Source organism: Pseudomonas sp. EYE_354 (assembly GCF_023148575.1).
Lineage (GTDB): Bacteria > Pseudomonadota > Gammaproteobacteria > Pseudomonadales > Pseudomonadaceae > Aquipseudomonas.
This window is the reverse complement of record NZ_JAHXNQ010000010.1, coordinates 1-25,129: the sequence shown is the minus strand read 5'-3', so window position 1 is coordinate 25,129 and position 25,129 is coordinate 1. Positions and strand designations below refer to the sequence as shown.

Annotated in this window: 15 protein-coding genes and 2 pseudogenes; 14 read left to right on the top strand and 3 right to left on the bottom strand. The window is 62.7% G+C overall.

Annotated elements, in window-relative coordinates:
- Positions 1-4 precede the first annotated feature (4 nt).
- The 3 genes from KZX66_RS15270 to KZX66_RS15260 are packed head-to-tail and all read left to right on the top strand — an operon-like array spanning position 5 to position 2,787.
- Positions 5-1,330 carry a C4-dicarboxylate transporter DctA gene (locus KZX66_RS15270; protein WP_248081132.1) on the top strand — a complete coding sequence of 442 codons (1,326 nt, stop codon included), beginning with the start codon at positions 5-7 and terminating at the stop codon, positions 1,328-1,330.
- Between the two features lie 52 nt (positions 1,331-1,382).
- Entirely contained in the window at positions 1,383-2,084 is a 702-nt protein-coding gene (locus tag KZX66_RS15265; protein ID WP_248080720.1) for a FadR/GntR family transcriptional regulator, read from the top strand.
- A gap of 16 nt (positions 2,085-2,100) precedes the next feature.
- Positions 2,101-2,787: a GntR family transcriptional regulator gene (locus KZX66_RS15260; protein ID WP_248080719.1), complete on the top strand. Its 687-nt coding sequence runs from the start codon at positions 2,101-2,103 to the stop codon at positions 2,785-2,787.
- A 157-nt stretch (positions 2,788-2,944) separates the two neighbouring features.
- Here the strand turns inward: KZX66_RS15260 and KZX66_RS15255 are convergent, their stop codons facing one another.
- The gene (locus KZX66_RS15255; RefSeq protein WP_248080718.1) at positions 2,945-7,813 is read right to left on the bottom strand and encodes an NAD-glutamate dehydrogenase; all 4,869 of its coding nucleotides are present in this window, start codon (positions 7,811-7,813) and stop codon (positions 2,945-2,947) included.
- Positions 7,814-8,304: 491 nt separating this feature from the next.
- On the opposite strand from KZX66_RS15255, the gene KZX66_RS15250 reads away from it, so the two are divergent.
- From KZX66_RS15250 to KZX66_RS15200, 11 genes and pseudogenes are all read left to right on the top strand, one after another.
- Positions 8,305-8,658, top strand: a complete 354-nt coding sequence (locus KZX66_RS15250) for a hypothetical protein (protein WP_248080717.1) — start codon at positions 8,305-8,307, stop codon at positions 8,656-8,658.
- A 217-nt stretch (positions 8,659-8,875) separates the two neighbouring features.
- Entirely contained in the window at positions 8,876-9,835 is a 960-nt protein-coding gene (locus KZX66_RS15245; protein ID WP_003174327.1) for a MoxR family ATPase, read from the top strand.
- 5 nt (positions 9,836-9,840) lie between these two features.
- Positions 9,841-10,773 (top strand): DUF58 domain-containing protein, encoded by a 933-nt coding sequence (locus tag KZX66_RS15240; RefSeq protein ID WP_248080716.1) that lies wholly within the window; start codon positions 9,841-9,843, stop codon positions 10,771-10,773.
- Complete coding sequence (locus KZX66_RS15235; RefSeq protein WP_248080715.1) at positions 10,770-11,264, top strand: DUF4381 domain-containing protein; 495 nt, start codon at positions 10,770-10,772, stop codon at positions 11,262-11,264. Before KZX66_RS15240 ends, KZX66_RS15235 begins: the two co-directional genes overlap by 4 nt.
- Entirely contained in the window at positions 11,257-12,345 is a 1,089-nt protein-coding gene (locus tag KZX66_RS15230; protein ID WP_248080714.1) for a VWA domain-containing protein, read from the top strand. The genes KZX66_RS15235 and KZX66_RS15230 overlap by 8 nt, the downstream gene beginning before the upstream one ends.
- On the top strand, positions 12,342-14,081 hold the full coding sequence (locus tag KZX66_RS15225) for a tetratricopeptide repeat protein (RefSeq protein WP_248080713.1): 1,740 nt from the start codon (positions 12,342-12,344) through the stop codon (positions 14,079-14,081). Before KZX66_RS15230 ends, KZX66_RS15225 begins: the two co-directional genes overlap by 4 nt.
- Positions 14,078-15,718, top strand: coding sequence for a BatD family protein (locus tag KZX66_RS15220; protein WP_248080712.1), 1,641 nt, complete (start codon positions 14,078-14,080; stop codon positions 15,716-15,718). The genes KZX66_RS15225 and KZX66_RS15220 overlap by 4 nt, the downstream gene beginning before the upstream one ends.
- A gap of 390 nt (positions 15,719-16,108) precedes the next feature.
- Entirely contained in the window at positions 16,109-16,363 is a 255-nt protein-coding gene (locus tag KZX66_RS15215) for a DUF3077 domain-containing protein (protein ID WP_248080711.1), read from the top strand.
- Positions 16,364-16,499: 136 nt separating this feature from the next.
- Positions 16,500-17,741 (top strand): exonuclease SbcCD subunit D C-terminal domain-containing protein, encoded by a 1,242-nt coding sequence (locus KZX66_RS15210; RefSeq protein ID WP_248080708.1) that lies wholly within the window; start codon positions 16,500-16,502, stop codon positions 17,739-17,741.
- On the top strand, positions 17,738-21,376 hold the full coding sequence (locus tag KZX66_RS15205) for an AAA family ATPase (protein WP_248080705.1): 3,639 nt from the start codon (positions 17,738-17,740) through the stop codon (positions 21,374-21,376). Before KZX66_RS15210 ends, KZX66_RS15205 begins: the two co-directional genes overlap by 4 nt.
- A pseudogene (locus KZX66_RS15200) lies at positions 21,373-21,822 on the top strand (glutathione S-transferase N-terminal domain-containing protein); the annotation flags it as partial. The gene KZX66_RS15205 and the pseudogene KZX66_RS15200, both read left to right, overlap by 4 nt.
- Before the next feature lie 537 nt (positions 21,823-22,359).
- On the opposite strand, the pseudogene KZX66_RS15195 reads toward KZX66_RS15200, so the two are convergent.
- Positions 22,360-23,985, bottom strand: a pseudogene (locus KZX66_RS15195) (phospholipase); the annotation flags it as partial.
- Positions 23,982-25,129 (bottom strand): type VI secretion system Vgr family protein (locus KZX66_RS15190; RefSeq protein WP_248080702.1); only part of this gene is annotated, 1,148 nt, incomplete at its 5' end. The pseudogene KZX66_RS15195 and the gene KZX66_RS15190, both read right to left, overlap by 4 nt.

Here is a 25,129-nt window from a genome sequence, read left to right as displayed (position 1 = left end):
CCGAATAGAGATCCCTCCCATGCTCAGATGGTGCTCGCGTTCGATTTTCCTGCAAGTCGTGATTGGTCTGATGCTCGGCATCGCCTGCGGCCTGGCCCTTCCCGAATTCTCTTCGCAACTCAAACCCCTGGGTGACGGCTTTATCAAGCTGATCAAAATGCTGATTGGCCTGATCGTGTTCTGCGTGGTGGTCAGCGGTATTTCCGGCGCCGGCGACCTGAAGAAAGTCGGGCGTATCGGCCTCAAGTCAGTGATCTACTTTGAGGTACTCACCACCATCGCCCTGGTGATCGGCCTGGTTCTGGCGTTCAGCACCGGCATCGGCCAAGGCGCCAACATCCACCTGGAGCAACTGTCCTCCGCCGGCCTCAATGAACTGGCCGACAAAGGTCAGCACATCAAAGGCACCAGTCAATTCCTGATGGACCTGATCCCCAACTCGGTGATCGGCGCATTTGCCGAGAACAACGTGCTGCAAGTGCTGCTGTTCTCCGTGCTGTTCGGCAGCGCGCTGAACCTGGTGGGCGAAGCGGCTTCCGGCATCACTCGGCTGATCAACGAGCTGAGCCACGTCATTTTCCGCATCATGGGCATGATCGTGCGTCTGGCGCCGATCGGCGTGTTCGGCGCCATCGCCTTCACCACCAGCACCTACGGGCTGGATTCGCTGCAACACTTGGGCAGCCTGGTGGGCTTGTTCTACTTGACCTGCCTGGCGTTCGTCGCACTGATCCTCGGCGCGGTGATGCGCCTGTCAGGGCTGCGCATGCTGCCGCTGCTCAAGTACCTGCGTGAAGAGCTGCTGATCGTCATGGGCACTGCCTCCTCCGATGCCGTGCTGCCGCAGGTCATGCGCAAACTCGAACACCTGGGCATCGGCAGCTCCACCGTGGGCCTGGTGATTCCAACGGGGTATTCGTTCAACCTCGACGGTTTCTCGATCTACCTGACCCTGGCTATCGTGTTTATCGCCAACGCCACCGGCACGCCGTTGTCGATGACCGACTTGCTGACCATCCTGCTGGTCTCGCTGATCACCTCCAAAGGCGCCCATGGCATTCCGGGCTCCGCGCTGGTGATTCTGGCGGCAACGCTCACCGCCATTCCGGCGATTCCAGTGGTGGGCCTGGTGCTGGTACTGGCGGTGGACTGGTTCATGGGCATCGGCCGCGCATTGACCAACCTGATCGGCAACTGCGTCGCTACCGTAGCCATCGCCCGCTGGGAAAAGGACATCGACATCCAGCGCGCCAACAAGGTGCTCGACGGCCAGCAAGGGTACGCCTTCCAGGCCAAGAAGCCGGTACTGCCGGCGCATCAGGAGTTTTGACCGTACAGGGCCGGGAAGCCGGCCCCTCATTCATTTTTAAGGAGCGTACGACGTGATCAGCACCTCAACCGTCGTCAATTCAGTCGTAGAAAAACTGCGCGCCGCCCTGGCGCGGGGCCAGTGGCGCCGCGGCGAGATGCTCCCCGGCCAGCGCGAACTGGCCGAACAGATGGGTATCAGCCGCCCCAGCCTGCGCGAGGCGGTGATCGTGCTGGAAACCCTCGGACTGGTGCGTTCAATGCCCGGCAAAGGCGTGGTGGTGCTGGAAACCAGCGTCAGCGAACCACAGTCAAACGACGCGGTGGCCGACGCCAGCCTCGAAGACATCCTGCAACTGCGCTACACCCTGGAGCCGTTCATTGTTGGCCTGGTGGCCCAGTCCATCAGCAGCAAGGAAGTCGGGCAACTGCGCCTGACCCTGATGGACATGCGCGAAGCCCTCGACGCAGGTGACGCCGAAGCGGGCATGAACGCCTACCTCGGCTTCCACGAAGAACTGTTCGCCCTCACCTCCAACCCGATCTTCCAGAACGTGGTGCAGCAGACCAGCAACGCGCTCAAGCAAAGCGCCCAAGTGCTGCGCAACTCCCCCGAGCACCTGGCCGAACGCCTTCAGGAAAACGAAGCGGTGGTGCGCGCCATCCGCAACAAGAACAGCGCCCTGGCCAGTGCCGAAATGCGTCGGCACATCCTTCAGGAAGGCCAGCGCATGGGCATCGCCCTGAACATCCCGGATGACCATCTGGGCAGCTGACTTTATGGAGACGACCATGACCGCCCACGCCCTGCAACGCGAGCCGCTCCTCCCCGCCCTGCGCCTGGTGGCCGGTAAAAAGCCTTCGGTGGATGACATCTATCCACGGCTGTTCGACGCAATCCTCGAGCAGCGCATCGCGCCCGCCAGCCGCTTTACCGAGGAAAGCCTGGGTGAAAGCTTTGGTGTGAGTCGCAGCGTGATCCGCCGGGTGTTGGCCAAGCTGTCCCATCAGCAGGTAATCATCCTGCGCCCCAACCAGCGCGCCCAAGTGGCGGCGCCGGATGCCCAGCAGGCGCGGCAGATCCTCGAAGCGCGGCGCATGACCGAAATCACCGTGGTGAAACTGGCGTGTGCCCAGGCCACGTCCGCACAGATACGCCAACTGCGCGAGTTGATCGCCCGCGAACGCGACTGCATCGAGCGCGACCAACGTGGACCGGCGATTCGCTTGTCGGGGGAGTTTCACCTGCAACTGGCGGTGATGGCGGGGAACGGTCCGTTGGCGCAGTTCCTCAACAGCCTCGTGCCGTTGACGTCGCTGATTATCGCGCAACTGGAAACCAGGGCCTGCACGTATTGCGCGTGGCAGGAGCACGTGGCGATTGTGGATGCGATTGAGCACCGGGACTCGAACACCGCGGTGACACTGATGACCCAGCACCTGGATCACCTGGAAAGCAAATTACTCAAGCGCCACTGAACCGGAGCGAAAGCCTTCCCCAGATCCACCCTTATTTGATTGCGGGTGTTCCAACAAAAAACACCCCGTGAAAGCGTAGCCCTCACAGGGTGTTGGGGGTGACCCTATCATTAGCCCCCGTATCTGAGGATACGGGGGCTTTTGTGTTACCGCCTGATCAAGCCGGTTGCAGCACCGACTGACCGCTCAACGCCAGGTCGAGCAATTCACGGTTGGCCACGGCATACATGGCGTAGTCCGTGCCGACCGCAGCACGAATTTCCACCATCATTGCGCGCCAGCGATCAGCCATGTCCTGGTGCTGCTCAAGCCACAGTGCCACACGGGCTTCCATGTCTTGTGGCGCGTCGGCCATTTGCAGAACAGCAATGGTGATCGCCCGTTGCTGCCAGTCCACATCGTCGCGGAACGCTTCGCGGGCCTGGGCCTGCCAGTTGTTGGCCACCGGCAGATCGCTGATCTGCTGCAGGTACCATGGCAAGTCCAGCGCGCTGCCGACGGCGAAGTAGGCCTTGGCCACTTCGGCGGCGTCATGCCCGGTGACGTCAGCGGCTTCGATGATCGGCAGCAAGGTGTACAGGTGCGTAGTGCCCGCCACCATACGGGCCAACAACTCAGGTACGCCGGCTTCGGTGTAAGCCTGGTAACGGGTCTGCCAGCCTTCGCGGGTCGGCCCTTCCAGCAGTTCGTCGAGCTTGAGGCCCAGCGCAGCCAGGTGCGGACCGAAGTGCGCGGTATCGCGCCCGGCGTCCTGCTCATTGCGGCGGCTGCGCAGGAACCAGCGCGTAGCACGACGCCCCAGGCGCATCAGCTCGTCCATCAGCTCCAGTTGCACCTCGGCAGACACCTGGTGGTCCAGGGCTTCGATCTGACGGAACCAGTGCGGGAGGTGGAAGATGTCACGCACGATCACATACGCACCCGCCACGTTCGCCGGGCTCATGCCGGTCGACTCTTTGAGGCGTTGAACGAAGGTGATGCCCATGTGGTTGACCAGATCGTTGGCGATCTGGGTGCTGACAATCTCGCGCTTGAGACGGTGGCGACGCATGGCCTCGGAGAACTTGGCCACCAGGCTTGGCGGGAACGCGGTCTCCATGTCGCGGGTCAGGTACTCGTCATCCGGCACCTGGGACTTGAGCAAGGCTTCCTTGAGGTCGATTTTGCTGTAGGAGATCAACACCGACAGCTCCGGACGCGTCAGGCCCTTGCCGTTCGAAGCGCGCTCGGTGAGCTGCTCCTCGGTCGGCAGGTACTCGATGGCGCGGTCCAGCTTGCCACGGCCTTCCAGGTCGCTCATCAGGCGCTTGTACTCGGCGGCGCGCTCGTAAGCCTTGCGCGCAGCCAGGGACAACGCCTGGGTTTGCTTGTAGTTGTTGCCCAACACCAGGCTGCCGACTTCGTCGGTCATGCTCGCCAGCAACTGGTTGCGTTGCTTGTCGGTCATGTCACCGGCCTGCACCACTTCGTTGAGCAGGATCTTAATGTTCACTTCGTGGTCGGAGCAGTCCACACCACCGGCGTTGTCGATAAAGTCGGTGTTGGAACCGCCGCCATTGAGGCCGAATTCCACACGACCCAGCTGGGTCATGCCCAGGTTACCGCCCTCACCCACCACTTTGCAGCGCAGCTCGTTGCCATTGACGCGCAAGGCGTCGTTGGCCTTGTCGCCCACGTCGGCATGGCTTTCGGTGCTGGCCTTGACATAGGTGCCGATCCCGCCGTTCCACAACAGGTCCACCGGTGCCTTGAGCAAGGCATTGAGCAGTTCGGTCGGGGTCAGCTTGTCGGCCTGGATGTCGAAGCGCTCTTTCATCTGCGGCGAGATGGCAATGCTTTTCGCGCTGCGCGAGAAAATACCGCCGCCCTCGGACATGATGCTGGTGTCGTAATCGCTCCAGGCCGAACGCGGCAGCTCGAACATGCGCTGACGCTCAACGAAGCTGGTCGCCGGGTTCGGGTTCGGGTCGATGAAGATATGCAAGTGGTTGAAGGCCGCGACCAGTTGCAGCTTGTCCGACATCAACAGGCCGTTACCGAACACGTCACCGGCCATATCGCCGACGCCCACCACGGTGATGCTGTCTTCCTGCACATTGATGCCGCGCTCACGGAAATGGCGCTGCACACCCACCCACGCGCCCTTGGCGGTGATGCCCATTTTCTTGTGGTCGTAACCGGCCGAACCACCGGAGGCAAACGCGTCGCCCAGCCAGAAGCCGTAGTCGATGGCGATGCCGTTGGCGATGTCGGAGAAGGTTGCGGTGCCCTTGTCCGCTGCGACTACCAGGTACGGGTCATCGTCGTCATGGCGCACGACGTTGGCCGGAGGCACCAGGGCGCCGTCCTTGAGGTTGTCGGTGATATCCAGCAGGCCGGAAATGAAGATGCGGTAGCAGGCGATGCCTTCGGCCGCGATCTCGTCCCGGGTACCGCCCAACGGCAGGCGACGCGGCAGGAAACCGCCTTTGGCGCCCACCGGCACGATCACCGAGTTCTTCACCTGCTGGGCTTTTACCAGGCCCAGCACTTCGGTACGGAAGTCTTCTTCACGGTCGGACCAGCGCAGGCCACCGCGCGCAACATTGCCGAAGCGCAGGTGCACACCCTCAACCCGTGGCGAGTAGACGAAGATTTCAAACTTCGGCACCGGCTTGGGCAGCTCGGGAATGGCACGTGGGTCGAACTTGAAGCTGAAGTAGGACTTGTTCTGGCCGTTGGCGTCGGTCTGGTAGAAGTTGGTGCGCAGGGTAGCCTTGATCAGGTCCAGGTAGCGACGCAGGATGCGGTCTTCGTTGAGCACCTGAACATCGTCCAGGGCGCTGAGGATCGCTTGTTCCAGGCGCTGCTGCTTGTCGTCCAGATCGTCGGCGGTGAGCTTGCGCGCCAGGTAGAAGCGAGTCTTGAACAACCGGGTCAACTCGCGGGCGATGTCGGTGTGGTTGTTCAGGGTGCTGGCGATATAACCCAGGTCGAAGCCCAGGCGGATCTGTTTCAGGTAACGGGCGTAGGCACGCAGCAATGCCACGTCGCGCCATGGCAGGCCGGCGGTCAGCACCAGGCGGTTGAACGCATCGTTCTCGGCATCGCCATGCACAATGTGCACGAACGCATCCTGCAGGGTGTCGTTGAGCTGCTGGATATCCAGGTTCACGCCTTCGGCGGCGATGAACGCAAAGTCATGGATCCAGAACTCACGGCCATTGGCATGACGCAGGCGATAGGGGAATTCACCCAGCACGCGCAGGCCGAGGTTTTCCAGGATCGGCAGCACATCGGACAGCGCCAGCGGGGTGTCGGCGTGGTAGAGCTTGCAATGCAGCTCACGCTGGCCGGAAACCTGGCCCAGCGGCTGATAGAAGCTCATCACCAGCGGGTTGGCTTCGGTCAGGCTGAGCAGGTGCTGCATGTCGACCACGGCCGAATGCGCGGCGAAACGCTCGCGGTAACCGGCCGGGAAGCCTTTCGGGAAGTCCGCCAGCACGTTGGTGCCCTGGGCTTCGCCGAAGCTTTCCACCACCAGGCTGGAGTAGTCGTCCTGCCAGCTGCGGCAGGCCTGCACCACTTCTTTTTCCAGTTGCAGCGTGTCGATGTCGAGGCGGTTCTTCGGGTCTACCCGCAGAATCAGTTGGACACGGGCCAGTACCGATTCGGAGAAGAACGTCCAGAATTCGCAGTCCGATGCTTTCAAACGATCCATCAGCACTTGCTGGATCTTCTGGCGCACTTCGGTGGAGTAGATATCGCGCGGCACATAGGCCAGGCAGTAGCAGAAACGGCCGTACGGGTCTTTGCGCAGGAACACGCGGATCTTGTTGCGTTCCTGGATCTGCACGATGGACATCACGGTGCTGAACAGCTCGTCGACCGGGGTCTGGAACAGGTCATCGCGGGGCAGCACTTCAACGACCTGCGCCAGCTCCTTGCCCAGGTGCGCCTTGGCCTGAAAGCCCGAACGGCGCTCAATCTCGGCGACTTTGCGGCGGATATAGGGGATGACCCGCACGCTTTCGCCATACACCGACGAGGTGTACAGGCCCATGAAGCGGTGTTCCTTGATCACCTTGCCGTCGGCATCGATCTCGCGGATCGACACGTAGTCCGGGTAGGCCGGACGGTGCACGCGGCTTGGGTGCGCGGCCTTGGCGAACGACAGCACGGTCGGTTCACGCAGGTACGCCACGGCGTAGTCTTCGATGCGCAGGTCGTCGGCGGTCAGGCCGGCGCGCAGCAGTTTGGTCAGACCGAGGAAGGAGCTGGCGTCATATTCGATATGACCGCCGTCCGCCTCGTCACGTACCACGAATTCTTCATAGCCCAGGAAGGTGAAGTGGTTGCCCACCAACCATTCCAGGAAGTTCTTGATCTCGGCTTTTTCTTCGCCATCGATCTCGAAGCGGCTGGCGTCGAGACCGGCCAGCAGGTCCTGGACCTTGGCTTTCATTGGCTCGAAATCGGCCACGGCCACGCGCACTTCGCCCAATACCTGCTCGAGTTCTTTGCTCAGCACGCTCAGCTCGGCGGCGTTGGCGCAGCGGTCGATCTCCAGGTACATCAGCGATTCTTGCCCGATGCCTTCGCCCTGGGTGCCTTTTGGCAGGATTTCCAGCAGCTCGCCTTTGTTGCCGCGACGCACGCTGAGCACGGTGGTCTGCAAGGTGTGGATGCTGTAGCCGCGACGGTTCAGCTCGGTACGCACCGAGTCCACCAGGAACGGCAGGTCATGGTGCAGCACTTCGACCGCGGTGTGGGTCGACTGCCAGCCATGACGTTCGTAATCGGGGTTGTAGACCCGCACTTGCGGTTGGGTGTGATCGAAGCGCTCAAGCAAACGCCAGGCAGACAGGGTGCAACCGGCCAGGTCGGAAAGGCGACGCTGGGTCAGTTCGTCCAGGGAAATGATGCCGAAGAATTGTTCAGCGAACAGCGCCACTTGTGGCAGTGCCTGTTCACTGATGTGCTGCGCCAGTGCCGCTTGCAGTTGATGCTGGAAGTCGGCCTTGCTGGCTGCGGTGAAGAACGCCATCTGTGGTACTCCGCTTGGGCTTGTTATTGATGGAAGCGTCGCGTGTTATCCCCTTGCGGGGAGACCGTCAGCGCTGATCGCTGGTAACGAGTTAAGCACCATAAACGAATCAGGGTGACAGGTGGGTGAAGCTGGACAGGACAGTCAGGTCACATACAACTTCCATAAGATGCGCATCCAGCCGGGTGACGGTACGACGGGCAGGTCAGACGCCTGGCCAATGCACATCCGTTGCGCAGCTTAGCGAGTGTAGGAAGACCACTCTTGCAGCGCTGCGACATATTCGGTCATCGGTAAGCAGGGTCCAGGTTGCGACGGGTGCAACCCTGGTTTTGCGGCGCCGAAACAGGCGATTTTCACCGCTCTGAGTACTGAAAATGACTGATTTTACCCGCCAGGTCATACCCGACGCGTGACACAGGATGCAGCAGAACATTCGCCACAATGGCACAATTGCCTCGCGCAACGCCCCACCCCACCCAGGATTCCCCATGCTGCAGCTGAAAACCGACGCCCTGATGGCCACCCCGTGTGACGACGAAGAAGACAACATGGCCATGCTTTGCTGCCACGGCAAGAACGGCGAGATGTTCATGCTGACCCGTTATCCGGACGAAGATGAAGTGGAACTGACCTGGGATTACGAGCCCTCGACCCTGGACGGGCTGAAGGTCACGCTGGGCGCCACCACCCTGCTGGTACAGCTCGCGGCCGGTGATGCCGATGCACTGGGCGGCAAGGATCAGTTGCAAATCACCCACGCCACGTCCGCTTCCGACCTGGCCGAGGTGGAAGAAACCTTGCAGAACATCCTCAAGGGCACGGGCACCTACACCCGGCTCTAAGCGGGTTTGCGAGCGGCATGGCGCTATTTGGGGTGAACGGGCCTGTTGTTGGGGTGAGCGCCCCACCCACCGCGGCCTACACAAAAATCCTACAAGTTTTGCCAAAAATACCCGTTACGCCGTTAGTCGCCGTACCCCTCGATGCATTAAAGTAATGCCCCCCAGCCCGGTGTTTGCCTCACCGCACACGGGCTCATCTTTCCAGGAACCGTCATCGATGGAACATCGTGAAGCGCTGCTCGCGCTGCGAACCTTTCTTTCTACGCAGATTCTCGGCCAGGAAAAACTCATCGATCGCCTGCTGATCGCCTTGCTTGCCGACGGCCATATGCTGGTAGAAGGCGCGCCGGGCCTGGCTAAGACCAAGGCCATCAAAGAGTTGGCCGAGGGCATTGAAGCGCAGTTCCATCGTATCCAGTTCACCCCCGACCTGTTGCCCGCCGACATCACCGGTACCGAGATCTATCGCCCGGAAACCGGCAGCTTCGTGTTCCAGCAAGGGCCGATCTTCCACAACCTGGTGCTGGCGGACGAAATCAACCGCGCACCGGCCAAGGTGCAGTCGGCATTGCTCGAGGCCATGGCCGAGCGCCAGGTCAGCGTGGGCCGCAGTACCTATGACCTGTCGCCGCTGTTTCTGGTGATGGCCACGCAAAACCCCATCGAGCAGGAAGGCACCTACCCATTGCCCGAGGCTCAGCTCGACCGCTTCCTGATGCACGTCAAAATCGGTTTTCCGGACGCCGCCGTAGAGCGCCGTATCCTGCAACAGGCCCGTGGCGAAGCCCTCAATGGGGAAACCAAACCCGAACGCCGCGTCAGCCAGCAGGCGATATTCGCCGCGCGCAAGGAAATCCTCGGCCTGTACATGGCCGACGCGGTGGAGGAATACCTGGTGCAATTGGTCATGGCCACGCGCACGCCGGCCAAGTTCGACCCCGAGATGGCCGAGTGGATCGCCTATGGCGCCAGCCCGCGCGGTTCCATTGCCCTGGACCGCTGCGCGCGCGCCCATGCCTGGCTGGCCGGTCGCGACTTCGTCAGCCCGGAAGATATCCAGGCCGTGCTGTTCGACGTGCTGCGCCACCGCATTATCTTGTCGTTCGAGGCCGAAGCCGCCGGCATTGACCAGGATCGCGTGGTGCAGCGCATTCTCGACGTCGTTGCCGTCGCTTGAAGTCGATGAACGCCGGCGATGGTATCCGCGTCACGCTCAGTGAGCTGATTGAGATGCGCCACCGCGTGCGCGAAGTGCAGCTGTTTTCCACGCCCAGCCAGCGCAGCCCCTTGATCGGCCTGCACCACTCCAAGCTGCGTGGGCGCGGGGTCGATTTCGACCAAGTGCGCGTCTACCAGGCCGGCGACGATGTGCGCACCATCGACTGGCGGGTGACGGCACGCACCCAGGAACCGCACACCAAGCTGTTCCACGAAGAGCGCGAACGCCCGATCTTCATCATGGTGGAGCAAAGCTGTCGGTTGTTTTTCGGGTCGGGCCAGATGTTCAAATCAGTGCTCGCCGCCCAGGCCGCGAGCCTGATTGGCTGGGCTGCCCTGGGGCACAACGACCGCGTCGGCGGGTTGGTGTTCGGCGACAACGAGCACTACGAAATCAAACCGCGACGCAGCAAGCAAAGCCTGCTGCAACTGCTGAACCGCCTGGTGCGGGTCAACCAGAGCCTCGACACGCAAACCCGCCCCGAAGCCGACGCCCTGGGCATGGCGTTGCGTCGAGGGCGCGAAGTGCTGCGCCCCGGCAGCCTGGTGATTGTGATCTGCGATGAGCGCGCCCTCACCGAAAGCGCCGAGCAACAATTAAGCCTGCTGTCGCGCCATTGCGACCTGCTGCTGTTACCGGTCTCCGACCCGCTGGACCACGCCCTGCCCGCCGCCGGGCTGCTGCGCTTCGCGCAACGAGGCGCACTGTTGGAACTGGACACGCTCAACGTCGACTTGCGCCAGGCCTACAAAGCCCAGGCCGAAGCGCGCATCGCCCGCTGGGAATTGCTCGCGCAGAAGTTGCGCGTGTTGCTGATGCCCTTGAGCACCCAGAGCGAAATGGTCGAGCAACTGCGCGAATACCTCAACCCGCAACGCCCGGCAAAAAAACAATGAGTAACCTCGACCAACTGCAACCGCTGATCGCCCCGCCGCCCATCGGCTTCTGGCCGCCCGCGCCGGGCTGGTGGTTGCTGCTGCTGGTGATCCCGCTGCTCGGTTGGGGGTTGTGGTGGCTGCGCCGCTTTTTGCCCACGCGGCGCCCCCTCGCCCGCGCCGAACAACCGCTGGACCCGCTGCGCATCGCCGCCCTGGCGGAACTGGCGCTGATGCCCAAGCCCTACGACGGCGCGCCTGCGGGAGCCTGGCTGCAACAACTCAACGGCCTGCTCAAGCGTTTGTGCCGCAACGACTACCCCTACAGCCAGAGCCACACCCTCAATGGGCGCAAATGGCTGGCCTTCCTTGATAACCGCTGCCCGGCCGCCGGCCTGACGCGCTGGATGGTACTGGTCGAAGGCGCCTACAAGCCCGAATGCAAGCTCGACGACAAGGCCATCGCCGGGCTGACCCAGGCGGTCGATACCTGGATTCGCAAACATGTTTGAATTCGCCTGGCCGTGGATCTTCGTCCTGCTGCCCTTGCCCTGGGTGATGCGCTTGCTGCTTCCTGCGGCCGACAGCGGCGAGCCGGCCCTCAACATCAGCTACCTCAGCGACCTCGAAGGCTTGGCCAAGCGCCGTGCCCGCGTGAACCTGCCGGGCTGGCGCCAGCAAGCACCGTTCGTGGTGCTGTGGTTGCTGTTGCTGACCGCAGCCGCACGCCCGCAATGGCTCGGCGAACCGCTGCCGATTGCCGCCAGTGGCCGCGATTTGCTGGTGGCGGTGGACGTGTCCGGCTCCATGGACTTTCCCGACATGCACTGGCAGGACGAAGACGTCAGCCGCCTGAGCCTGGTCAAGCACCTGCTCGGCGACTTCCTGGAAGGCCGCGACGGCGACCGCGTGGGCCTGATCCTGTTCGGCAGCCAGGCCTACCTGCAAGCACCACTGACCTTCGACCGGCGCACCGTCCGCATCTGGCTGGATGAAGCGCGCATCGGCATCGCCGGCAAAAACACTGCGATTGGCGACGCCATCGGCCTGGCGCTCAAACGCCTGCGCCAGCGTCCTGCGCAAAGCCGCGTGCTGATCCTGGTCACCGACGGCGCCAACAACGCCGGCCAGATCGACCCGTTGACCGCCGCGCGCCTGGCCGCCGAAGAAGGCGTGAAGATCTACCCCATCGGCATCGGCGCCGACCCTGAGCAAACCGGCTCCCTGGGCATCCTCGGCGTCAACCCGAGCCTGGACCTCGACGAGCCGGCGCTCAAGGCCATCGCCGCCGCAACCGGCGGCGAATATTTCCGTGCCCGCGATGGCGAAGAACTGCAAACCATCAAGGAAACCCTCGACAGGCTCGAACCCGTCGAACAGCAACCGACCCAGGCCCGTCCGGCCCAGGCCTTGTACAGCGGCCCGCTGGCCCTGGCGCTGATCCTGAGCATGCTGTTGGTGATTCAAGAACGCTGGCCGAACAACGCCCTGCAACGCGTGCTTAACAAACTGTCGAGCAAGGGGATCTTCCTGCAACAACACCCGCAATGGCGCCAACGCCTCAAACGCCTGCGCTTGCGGAGGCGTCGATGAGCGACCTGTGGCCACACCTGTTCCGCCCCTGGTGGCTATTGCTGCTGCCGCTGCTCGGCTGGTTGCTGTGGCAGTTGTGGCACCGGCAAAAACGCGCCGGCCGTTGGCAGATGATCCTGCCCCCGGCGTTCCATGCCGTGCTGCTCAGCGGCGGCAGTGGCCGTGAAAGTAAATCGCCGTGGGTGGTGCTCGGGATTGCCTGGTTACTGGCGGTGCTGGCACTGCTTGGCCCCAGCTGGCAACGGGTGGAGCAAATCAGCCAGAAGCCGTCCGACCCGTTGGTGGTGTTGCTGGAACTGACCCCGGAAATGCTCGCCACCGACAGCCCGCCCAATCGCCTCGAACAGGCGCGGCGCAAGCTGTATGACCTGCTGCAGGCGCGCACCGATGCGCAGACCGCCATCGTCGTGTATGCCGGCAGCGCCCACACCCTGGTGCCGCTGTCGGATGACCTGGCCACCAGCCGCAACCTGCTCGAAGCCCTGCGCCCCTCGATCATGCCCGAGCCCGGCCACCGCGCCGACCTGGCCGTGGACAAAGCCCTCGGCCTGCTCAACCAGAGCGGCCTGGGCCAGGGGCGCCTGCTGCTGATCGGCTCGTCGCTTTCCAAACAGGAACGCCAAGGCATTCGCCTGTTGCTGCAAAGCAACCAGGCGCCGTCGTTGTCGATCCTCGGCATCGGCAGTCGCGACGGCACGCCGGTGACCCAGGAAAGCGGCGAATTCCTCAAGGACGAACAAGGCGCGATCCTGATCCCGCGCCTCGACAGCCCGACGCTCAAGGCCTTCGCCAGCGAAATGGGTGGCCGCTACCGTGCGGCGCGCCTCGACGACAAGGACCTGCGCCAGCTCGGCGTGCTCGACCCACCGCAAGCCCTGCGCAACGACGGCCAGTTACTGCACCTGGACAGCTGGGCCGACCAAGGTTACTGGCTGCTCTTGCCGCTGTTGCTGCTGGCAGCGTGCGCCGGTCGGCGTGGCTGGCTGTTTTGCCTGCCGTTGCTGCTGATGGCCGCGCCGCAACCCAGTTATGCCTTCGAGTTCCAGGACTTATGGCTGCGCCCCGACCAGCAAGGCCAATACCTGCTCAAGAAAAAACGCCCCGCCGAGGCCGCCGAACATTTTCAGGACACGCAATGGCAGGGCGTCGCGCTGTACGAAGCGGGAAACTATGCCGAGGCCATCAAACGCTTTGCCGAGGGCGATGACGCCTATTCCCACTACAACCGCGGTAATGCGCTGGCCAAGTCCGGCGAGCTGGAAGCGGCCATCGACGCCTATGAACAGGCCCTTGAAGCCCAACCCGACCTGCAACCAGCCCTGAAAAACAAGGCCCTGGTGGAAACCCTGATGCAGGAACAGGCCCAGCCCGAGCCCGAGCAGCCGGCCAAAAACGAAGATGACGAAACCCGTCAACCCGGCCAAACTGCGCAACCGGGCGCCAGCGGGCAAACCACCCGCGGCGGCGACGAGTCATCCCAGGGCCAGGGCGAAGCCAGCCCCGGCGACGCACAGGCCGGCGCCACGCCGCCAACCGGCGGTAACGAAGTACCGGGCAGCGAACTGGGGGACGAGCAAACCACCACACCGCCGCTGCGCCCCACCGACGCCAGGCTCGACGGTGAACATCGCCAGGCCCTGGAACAATGGCTGCGGGAGATCCCGGACAACCCCGGCGAACTGCTGCGACGCAAATTCTGGTACGAACAGCAACAACATCAGGACAAGACTCGATGAGCCGCCGCACCCCCCTTCTGCTTCTGCTCGCGTTATCGGCCAGCCACGTCCAGGCGGCCAGCCTGGTCGCCAGCGTCGACCGCAGCCGCCTCAATTCCGGGGAAACGGTGGAACTGACAGTGGAATCCAGCGACGTGACCCAGTTCGGCAAACCGGACCTGTCGCCCCTGGATGCGCAATTCGAAGTCAGCGGCACGCGCCAGCTCAACCAACTCACCACCCTGGGCGGCGACAACCACGCCACCACGCGCTGGATCATCACCTTGCTGCCCAAGCAAAACGGCACCGTGGTGATCCCACCGCTGCAGGTGGGCGAGTACACGACCCAGCCGATCAGCCTGCAGGTGCTGGAAACCACCAGCCAGGACAGCAACGCCGAACTGGCGCCGGTGTTTGTCGAAGCCAATCTCGACCAGACAGACGTGTACGTGCAGGCCCAGGCATTGTTGACCGTGCGCGTGTACCACTCGGTGTCGCTGTATGACGACAGCAGCCTCACACCCTTGCAGATCCCCGATGCACGCGTGGAGCAACTGGGCGAATCGCGCACCTACGAAAAAGTCATCAACAGCATCCGCCATGGCGTGATCGAAACCCGCTACGCGATCTACCCGCAGCACAGTGGCGCCCTGGCTATTCCAACGCAGACCTTCAGCGCCACGCTGGTGGAGTCGCGCCCGCCCCAGGAAAACACCCTGCAAGGCACCAAGCCCGGCAAGCTGATCCACGTGAGTTCGGCGCCGCTGGCGCTGCAAGTCAAACCCAAGCCGGCGCTGTACCCCGCCGACACGCCCTGGCTACCGGCGCGCAGCCTGACCCTGACCGAAAGCTGGAACCCCGAGCCTGAGCACGTGCAGGTCGGCGACTCCCTGACCCGCAGCCTCACGCTCAAAGCCGAAGGCCTGTCCAGCGCGCAACTGCCGGCCCTGCCCAGCACCGAGATCAGTGGTTTGCGCCGCTACCCCGACCAGCCGGTGCTCGGCAACCAGACCAGTGACCGCGGTCTGATCGGCAGTCGCGAAGACCGCGAGGCCCTGGTGCCTAATCGCGTCGGCCCACTGGAACTGCCGGCCGTGGAGGTGGTGTGGTGGAACACCCACGAGGACCACCTCGAGCGCACCAGCCTGCCCGCCCGCACCCTGCAAATCGCCAACAACCCGAGCCTGGCGATCGACACGCCGGCCACGCCGACCATCATCACCGCACCCGACGACAGTCACCTGTGGCTGTGGCAACTGAGCACCCTGCTGCTGGCCTGCACCACCCTGCTCGGCTTCGGCCTGTGGTGGCGCGCACGCTCGCAACCGGCCGTCCTGCGCGCCGCGCAAACCGGCCCCAGCCCGCGCACGCTGCTCGACGACCTCAAGCGTGCAACCCAGGCCAACGACCCCCAGGCCACGCGCCAGGCACTGGACGCCTGGGCGCGCCAGCAACCGGAAACCCTGGCCGACATGGCGGCGCGGTTCGTGCCGCTGTCGGACGCCTTGGATGGGTTGAACGGTGCGCTGTACAGCGAGGGCGGCCATTATTGGCTGGGGGAAGACCTGTGGCGCGCGATCAAGGCCATCCCGATGGCCGAGCGCGAGCAAGACCTGGCACTGGATACCACCAGCCTGCCGCCGCTGTATCCCAAATAACCTTGATTCAGGCTGCATGCCCCTGCGCGAGCAAGCCCGCACGGGTGGATCTGCGTCGCCTGATCGACATGCATTGTTAAAGGCCAGCAATCCGTGTCCCTTTAATTTGCAGGACGTTTCCTAGACAATCCCACGGCCTTGCGCCTGCTCACGCCACTGGCTAGCCTTCGCTCCGTCGCTGCATATCAGCGATCGGGTGTGAGAACCCGTGAACCAGTAGGTGCCAAGTGCCACAACCGTCCGCTCCTGTTATATGGCGGCTGTGTGCGGGCAGACTTCGGTCTGGCCGGAGTCCTACTGTCCGGTATTCTCACCCCGTACATAGCTGCCACCCTTTTGTCGAGTGAGACCGACGCTTGGGTGGCTCCCACTTTCAGTAGGCGCTTTCCCATGAAAAAAATTGTCCCCGATCCACCCTGTGCCCCCCTCTTAATCGCCCACGAAGACCTCAGCTTCGAAGACGCCATCGCCAGCATTTCCTCGCTGCTTCGATGCGCCACCACCACCGCCACCGAGACGGCCGAAGGCTTGACCGGTACCCAGCGCGACATGGCCTACGCCACCGCGCATTTGATCGACATGGCCAAAACCCTGGCCGACCGCGCGCTGGATTGCCTGAAACCCAACCCGACCCACGCCCCATAACCCTGTGAGAGCGGCTTGCCTGCCGGCCTAACGTTGACTGGCGGGCAAGCCTCACCGTTGTCCCACGCCGTGTGGGACGTTGGGTTCGCATTCCGGGTAAACTCCCCTCCTTTTCATCTTCTCCACGGAGTTCGCCTTGCGTCTGTTCCACACCTCCGACTGGCACCTTGGCCAAAACCTGCACGGCCAGGAACGCGACTTCGAGCACACCTGTTTCCTTGAGTGGCTATTGCGCCAGCTCGCCGCGCAGCAGCCGGATGCGCTGCTGATCGCCGGCGATATCTTCGACACGGTCAACCCGCCGCTCAAAGCCCAGGAGCGCCTGTATGACTTCATCATCAGCGCCCATGAGCAGAACCCCAAGCTGACCATCGTGATGATCGCCGGCAACCACGATTCCGGCTCGCGCATCGAGCTGCCCGCGCCGCTGATGCGGCGTTTGCGCACCCATGCCCTCGGCCGCGTGCTGTGGCTCGATGACGGCCAGCTGGACGCCGAGCGCCTGCTGATTCCGCTGCCGGATGCCAAAGGCAAGATCGCCGCCTGGTGCCTGGCATTGCCATTCCTGCGCCCGGCGGAGGTCACTGGCGCGCAGCTGGGTGACGACTACCTGCGCGGGATTGGCCACGTGCATGAAAAGCTGATCGCCGCCGCCAATGCCAAACGCCAGAAAGGCCAGGCGCTGATCGCCATCAGCCATGCGCATATGGCCGGCGGTTCAGTGTCGGAAGATTCCGAGCGCAGCCTGATCATCGGCAATGCCGAGGCGCTGCCGGCCACACTGTTCGACAAAAGTGTCGGCTATGTTGCCCTCGGTCATTTGCACAAGCCGCAGCGGGTGAACGGCGAGGAACGCATTCGCTACAGCGGTTCGCCGATCCCGTTGTCATTTTCGGAGATCGGCTACAAACATCAGATTCTCGATGTGGCCTTCCAGGGCCAATGCCTGGTGAGTGTCGAACCGATCCTGATCCCCCGTTCGGTCGACCTGCAACGCCTGGAAGCCGCTCCGCTGGCGGACATCCTCAGACAACTGACCGACCTGCCCGACATCGACCTGCTCGCCGAAACCCAGCGCCACCCCTGGCTCGAAGTGCGCGTGCGCCTGGACGAGCCACAACCGGACCTGCGCCAGCAAATCGAAACCGCCTTGCAGGGCAAGGCCGTGCGCCTGGTGCGTATCGCCGCCGAGTACGCCGGCAAACGCGGCACCGATGAGGCGGACAATGAGCGCCTGATCGAACTCGACCAACTCACGCCCCAGGAGCTGTTCAGCCGCGCGTGGCAGGACAGCTACGGCAGTGAGGTGGATGAACAGACCTTGAAGGACTTCGCCGTGCTGCTCCAGGAAGTGCAACAGGCGGGTGAACAGCCATGAAAATCCTTGCCATCCGCCTGAAAAACCTCGCCTCGCTGGCAGGTCCGTTTGAAATCGACTTTACCGCCGAACCCCTGGCCAGCGCCGGGCTGTTCGCCATTACCGGGCCCACCGGTGCCGGTAAAAGTACCTTGCTCGACGCCTTGTGCCTGGCATTGTTTGGCGCCGTGCCGCGCCTGGGTGACACCGGCCAGGCCAAGATGCCGGATGCCGACAGCGATATTTCCATAGGTGACCCGCGCACCCTGCTGCGCCGCGGCACCGGCGGCGGTTATGCCGAAGTGGATTTTGTCGGGGTCAGCGGCCGACGCTATCGCGCACGCTGGGAAGCCAACCGTGCCCGCGACAAGGCCAGCGGCAAGTTGCAGAACAGCCGCCAGAGCCTGATCGACCTGGACAGCGACCAACTGCTGGCCAGCCAGAAAACCGAATACAAAACCCAGCTCGAACTGGCCCTGGGCCTGAACTTCGAGCAGTTCACCCGTGCGGTGCTGCTGGCGCAAAGCGAGTTCAGCGCGTTTCTCAAGGCCAACGACAACGAGCGCAGCGAACTGCTGGAAAAGCTCACCGACACCGCCCTGTACACCCAACTGGGCCGCCGCGCCTTCGACAAGGCCAAAGAGGCCAAGGACGCGCACAAGCAACTGCAGGACCAAGCCACCGGCGTGGTGCCGCTGCAAGCCGAGGCCCGTGCCGAACTGGACCAGCAACTGGCCGACGCCAGCCAACGCTTCAAGACCCAGCAAGCGCAACTCAAGCAGTTGGAGTTGCAACACACGTGGCTCAAGGAACTGCGTGAATGGCAGGAGCGCCAACTCAGTGCGACCGAACAACTGCAACACGCCCAGGCGCAATGGGCAGGCCAGGGCCCGCAACGCCAGGACTTGAACCACCTGGAGCAACTGGCGCCGCAACGCCATCACTTCGCCCGTCAGGCTGAACTGGACAGCGCGCTGACGCCGTTGGCCGCGCAGATTGAGCAGCATATCGAGCAGCAACAGGCGCTCACTACCCGCCAGGAGCAGGCCCGGACACAGCAGGCATCCGCCCAGGCGGCCTTGGCCGAGGCCCTGAAAAGCCAGGCCGACGCCGTCCCGCTGTTGCGCCAGGCCTTCGAGCAACAAAGCACCCTCGCCCACCTGACCAAGGACCTGGCCAAACGCACCGAGGAGCATCAGCAACAGCAAACGGCCTGCATGGAAGGCCAGACGTTGCTCAACAGCCTGCAAGAGAAACAGGCCCTCGTCGCCGGGCGCCTGCAACGCCTTGCGGCCGAACTTGAGCGCAGCGCCGCCCTGGCGCCGTTGAGTGATGGCTGGACCTATCAACGCGAGCGCCTGCAACAGTTGATGGTGATTGGCAGCCGCCTGAAAAAAGGCCAGGAAGAACTGGCGCAACTGGAAGAACGCGCGACCCGTACGGCAGAAAAGTTCACCGCGCAGCGCGAAGCCCTGGACCTGCTGTACCAGGAAGCCGGCGCCGAACCCCAGGCGGTGGCCGAACAGATCCAACTGCTCGCCAGCCTGCTGCAAGACAATCGCAAGCAACAGCGTGCCTTTGAAGACCTGACGCGCCTGTGGGACAGCCAGCAGCAACTGGACCAGCAGGCCGCCGCGCTGACGCAGAAACTCGCCGACGCGCAGCAACAACGTGAACAACTCAACGCGGCCGGCCTGCACACCAAAGCCGAACTCACGGTGGCCGAACAGACGCTGACGGTGACTCGGCAACTGCTGGAACGCCAGCGCCTGGCGCGCAGTGCCAGCGTCGAGGAGTTGCGCGAGCAGTTGCAGGAAGGCCAGCCCTGCCCGGTGTGCGGCAGCGCGGAACACCCGTACCACCAGCCCGAAGCCTTGCTGCAAAGCCTCGGCCGCCACGATGAATCCGAGGAGTCGGCCGCGCAAAAAGCCGTCGACACCCTAAAGGAAAAACTCACCGAGTTACGCGCAGAAGTGGGCGGCTTGATTGCCCAGCAAAAGGAGTTCCTGCAACAACAGGAACACCTGGCGACGCAACAGCATGCACTCAAGCCAAGCCTGGATGCGCACCCGTTGGCCGCGTCCCTGTTCAATCAGGAAGCGGCCAAACGCAGCGCCTGGCTGGCGCAGCAACTGGCCCAGCTCACGCAAAGCATTACCGCGGACGAACAACGCCAGGGCGCCCTGCTCAACCTGCAACAAAATGCCGGGCGCATGCAGCAACAACTGCAAGCCGCCCAGGACGCCAGCCAGCAGGCCCGCCAGTTGCTGGTGGACCAGCAGCGCGAGCTGTCCAACGACCGCGAACGCCTCGACGAAGAACTCAGCGCCTTCGCCAGCCTGTTGCCGGCCGAGACGCTGGAGGGGCTGCGCAGCGAACCGGCAGCGACGTTCATGCAGTTGGATCAGCAGGTCAGTCAACGCCTTGAGCAACTGGGCCATCAGCGTGACGAACTGGCCGAACAGCAAGAGCGCCAACAGGCCATCGAGCACCAACAGACCCACCAGCAGCACCGGCAACAACAACTGCAGGCGCTGGCCCAGCAGGTCAGCGAGCTGGCCAGCCAGCAACAGGCCGCCCAGGCAACCCTCAGCGCCCTGTTGGGCGATCACCCGAGCGCCGAGCATTGGCAGCAGCACCTGGACCACGCCGTCGCGCAGTCACGCCAGGGTGAAACCGAGGCGAACGAGCAACTGCAGCAAACACGAGACGCGCTGGTGCAACTGGCCGCCGACCTCAAGGCCTTACAGGAACGCCAACAGGCGCTGCACGCCGAACTGCACACCCTCGCCACCCGCCTAAGCGACTGGCGCGCCCTGCACCCAGAACTCGATGAGGCCGGCCTGAACCGCCTCCTGGCCTTCGACGACGCGCAGATCAACGCGCTGCGCCAACAGCTGCAACACAGCGAAAAAGCTGTCGAACAGGCCCAGGTCCTGTTGCAGGAACGCGAACAACGCCTGGCCGAACACCAGGCCTTGCATAACGGCAACCTCGAAGCCGAGCAACTGGACAGCGCCCTCGCCGCCCTCAACACACAATTGGCCGACAGCGAGAAGCAGGTCGCCGAACTGCGCGCACGCCAGGCCGAAGACCAGCGGCGCCAGGAGGCCAACAGTGCGCTCGCCGCGCAGATCGCCACCGCCTACGAAGAGTGGCAACGCTGGGCACGCCTGAACGCGCTGATCGGCTCGGCCACCGGCGATACGTTCCGCAAGATCGCCCAGGCCTACAACCTCGACCTGCTGGTGCACCACGCCAACGTGCAATTGCGCCAATTGGTGCGCCGTTACCGTCTCAAGCGCGGCGGCAGCATGCTCGGCCTGTTGGTGATGGACACGGAAATGGGCGATGAACTGCGCTCGGTGCATTCGCTGTCCGGCGGCGAGACGTTCCTGGTGTCGCTGGCATTGGCCCTGGGCCTGGCGTCGATGGCCTCCAGCACGTTGAAGATCGAGTCGCTGTTTATCGACGAAGGGTTTGGCAGCCTCGACCCCGAGTCGCTGCAACTGGCGATGGACGCCTTGGACGGTTTGCAGGCCCAGGGCCGCAAGGTGGCGGTGATTTCCCACGTGCAGGAAATGCACGAGCGCATCCCGGTGCAGATCCAGGTCAAGCGTCAGGGCAACGGGTTGAGCACGCTGGAGGTCAAGTGAGCGAGGCGGTGCTGTATTCGTTTCGGCGCTGCCCGTATGCCATGCGCGCACGCATGGCCCTGGGTTACGCCGGGGTTGTGGTGCGCATTGTCGAGGTGAGCCTTAAGGCCAAGCCGGCCGACATGCTGGCGCTGTCGCCCAAGGGCACGGTACCGGTGCTGAGCGTGGGCGGCGAGGTGATTGATGAGAGCCTGGCGATCATGCAATGGGCACTGGCGCAGAACGATCCCGATGGCTGGTTGCTACAGGACGGCGCGGCCACCCTGCAACTGATCGCCGAAAACGATGAAGGCTTTAAACATCATTTGAATCGATACAAGTACGCCGAGCGCTACCCGGAACAGCCCATGACGGTCTATCGGGCAGAAGGTGAGGTGTTCTTGCAGAAGCTGGAAGGCTTGCTGACGCAACGAGACTTCTTGCTGGCCGATCACCTGAGCCTGGCCTAGGTAATCTGACTTGTCGGTGGCAGCAGGGCTGTGAAATCCGTCTTTCAACCAACCAGCAGCACTCTCGTAACCTGCGGCAACGCCCATCTGGAAGATCTCAAGCGCCTCCTGATACTGGCCTTTCCCTTGAAGATTGACACCCAAAGCAACAGCTGCCTTGCCATGACCCTGTTCAGCCGCACAACGGCGCATTTCTCGGGCAACATCAGGTGCGATGTCAATCGGAGCCAGCATGTCCCCCACAACGTACTGAGCTTGGGCATTACCCTGATCGGCAGCCTTGCGGAAGTAGCGCAAGGACATGGCCGTGTCCTGCTTCAACCCGGCGGAGCCGTTCTTCAGGAACATGCCAATAAAGTAGTACCCCGTTGCCACATTCGCGTCGATCAATTGCTGGCTAAGACGCAGGTGGTCCGCGCCACGGAGCGTGAAGTGGCCGCGCATGGTGCCGTTTTGCAGGTTGATATTGGCTTTGTAATGGCCATTTTCGGCAGCAATTCGGTAGAGGCGCTCGATCTCGGCGTCGACGCTTTTAGTAAACACGTCGTCGATGATCATCAGCTTGGAGTGGATGTACACTGGCATCCATGGCTTGCCGGCGGGCGAGTCGGCCGCGACCAGCGAGCACACATGAACTTTCAGGCCCGGACGCGGCTGCGGGGTGAGTGTGTCGCTCTCGATCTTCCTGATTTCGTCGTTAAGTACCGCCTGCCGATACCGGTTGTTTCTGGCGGTATCCTCCACGGCCTCCCGGGCCTTATCACTGAGGTTGCCGCCGCCCACGGTGTCGACCAGGCTGGTGAACATAAGCAACGCCTGTTGCTCCAGCAGTTCCGCCAGGTCAGGTGTTTGCGCGGCGGCTTTGGCTTTCGCCTGCTCAATGCGTTGTAGCTTGGTAATTTCAGGAATGGTGTCACCGCGCCCGAGACTTTCGAGCATGCGATGGGTATTCAATGACCCGGGGCCTACACCGTCTTTACTGGCATTGGTGATCACAAACAGATGCAGGTTGCCGTGCACACCTGGATCACGGCCTCCAAGCGTTTGCGCGGCGGCGGCTTTTTTGATCGCCTCGGCCAACGGCGGCCAGCGAAAGTATTGGTTTTCGATGTAGATGAACTGGGTCGCGTTATTGACCGCGTTCAGGTAGAGCGTGGCGATGTCGCGCTTTTGGTTTTGGGGTTGAGTGCGCACGAGTTGCGCCAACTGACGCGTGACACCGGGCGTGCATGTCAGCTGTGGTCCTATCTGCTTGGCCTGTCGGGACGCCAGCAAGTCTTCGCCTGTTTCCGCACGCCAGGCAGTCGCAAAGTTATGGTGCAAGTGCTCCAGAATCGGCCCACTGACTTGACTGGAAATGTCCTGGCGAGGCGTGTCACCCCGCGGGCCAAGATTGGGTGCAGGCTTACTGCCCTCGGAACGGTTCAGCGCGGTGTGATTGTCGTTGTCCCAATACTCATCAAGCATGTTGTGGCCCATGACGAAGCCAACGGCACGGTCCTTTATTTCATAGTCGACCAGGACTGTTTTCTGATGGTGGGTCGGAGCAATGGCCAGCGCGCTCAGCGTACCGACGCTGAGGTGCGGGTCGTGGCTTTTATAGTTGGCCTGATAAGCAATTTCGGCCCGCTCGAACACGCTGAAACCACGCCCGACGAAGACCGGCACATTGCGCGCCGCTCGCATCGCAGGCGCCAGGTGACCGGCAAATGCACAGCGGGAAAACCACTGCCGGTCATAGGCATATTGATCGTCAGTGGAGGGTTGCAGCGCTCGATCGCTAATACGGTACGGGCCTTTACCCGGCAGGTTGGCCTCGCCTCCCACGCCTGCGCTGTTGAACGGCGCCTCCCAGCCGAGTATCCGCACCTCCACACCGTCCCTCGCTTTGGCCATCAACAACTCGCCGATGCTCGGACTTACGCCGTCACGAATAAAATACATCGACGGCTGGAAGCCCCAGCAAATGATGTCGATGGTCCTGTTGGCCTGGGCTATTGCCAGATGCACGGCCTTGAAGGCTTCTTCCCCATTGATCAACGGCTGGTAGGTGGCCTTCGCGGGCGGGTATTCGGTGTTCTGCACGTACCACCGTGGCGTGCACGTCGCTTGCTGGGTGTGCTGCAGGGCCACGGGTACAACAATGTCGGTCTGAGTCATGCGATTTCCCCTTCCTGGTCACTGGCTGGGCTCACCACCTCGGCGTAAGAGGCGCGGTGATCGGTGTGCGAAATGGGTTGGCTCAACTCGCTATCAGGCTGCGAACGATGGTTGTGAAAACCCGCGTTGGCCAGGATCGCTTGTTCGTTATTGCGATAATCGCCGGGCACCGGGATCTGAAAACTCGCCCCGTTGGCCATGACCATGCGGTACTGCCGGGTTACGACTTGGTGATTGATTGCTATCTGGCCGGTGTTATCCAACACGCCCTGCTTGATAACCGCATCGTCGGCATAAAGCGTGTAAGGCATGCCTGCCCAACCCTGGTGGGTGGCGTTGGGGGTTCTCGGCACGCTTAACCACAAGGGTTGTCGGGACAGGCTCTGTGGATACTCAGGCTGTGCGGCGGTCATGCTCGCCGGACCGCTGTAATCGAAGTGCGCCGATTTGACGTTGTAGTCCCCCAAGGTTCCCGACTCGATGCAACGCTGATCCAGGGAGATGTAACTGCCGCCTGCGTTCAAGATGATTTTCTTTTTTGCCACGATATGGATTTCGTCTTCAGTGCTGGTAATGCTCAGCCCGTTGCGGGCGATCAGATCCAGAGTGTCGTTTTGTGCCTGGACAAGCACAGGCCCCTGATTGGCGATCAGCTTGATGCCCAGCTTGCGCACAAACAGGCTCAGCCCCTGCCCCACCCCGATGAACAGGCGCTTGACCACACTGATATCGGCCTCGCCACCGGCGTTGAGCATCAGATTGTTCTGCGCCGCCAGCTGCATGTGCTTGCCGCTGGTCAAGGCGATACCCTCAGGCGCGCTGAGCAACAAAACCGAAGCCTTGAGCTGATCGAGCGCCTCACGCATCAACGTCAATTGCGCCTGCACATCTGCCGGGGCCGCCTGAGCGGCCTGGGCATCGACCGACAAGCCACCCAACTGATCCGCGGCCTGTTGCAAACACCCCATGGCAGCGCTCATTTCCAACATCTGGCCGTTGGCCCGAGGCTGTACGTCAGCACTGATAAACAAACCCTTGCCACCACGAATCGCTCCCCAACCATCGGTACGCAGCTCGAAACCTTCACCACGCTTTTCGCGCCCGGCATCCACCAGATGCCCAAGATTGAGCTGGCTCTTGCCAC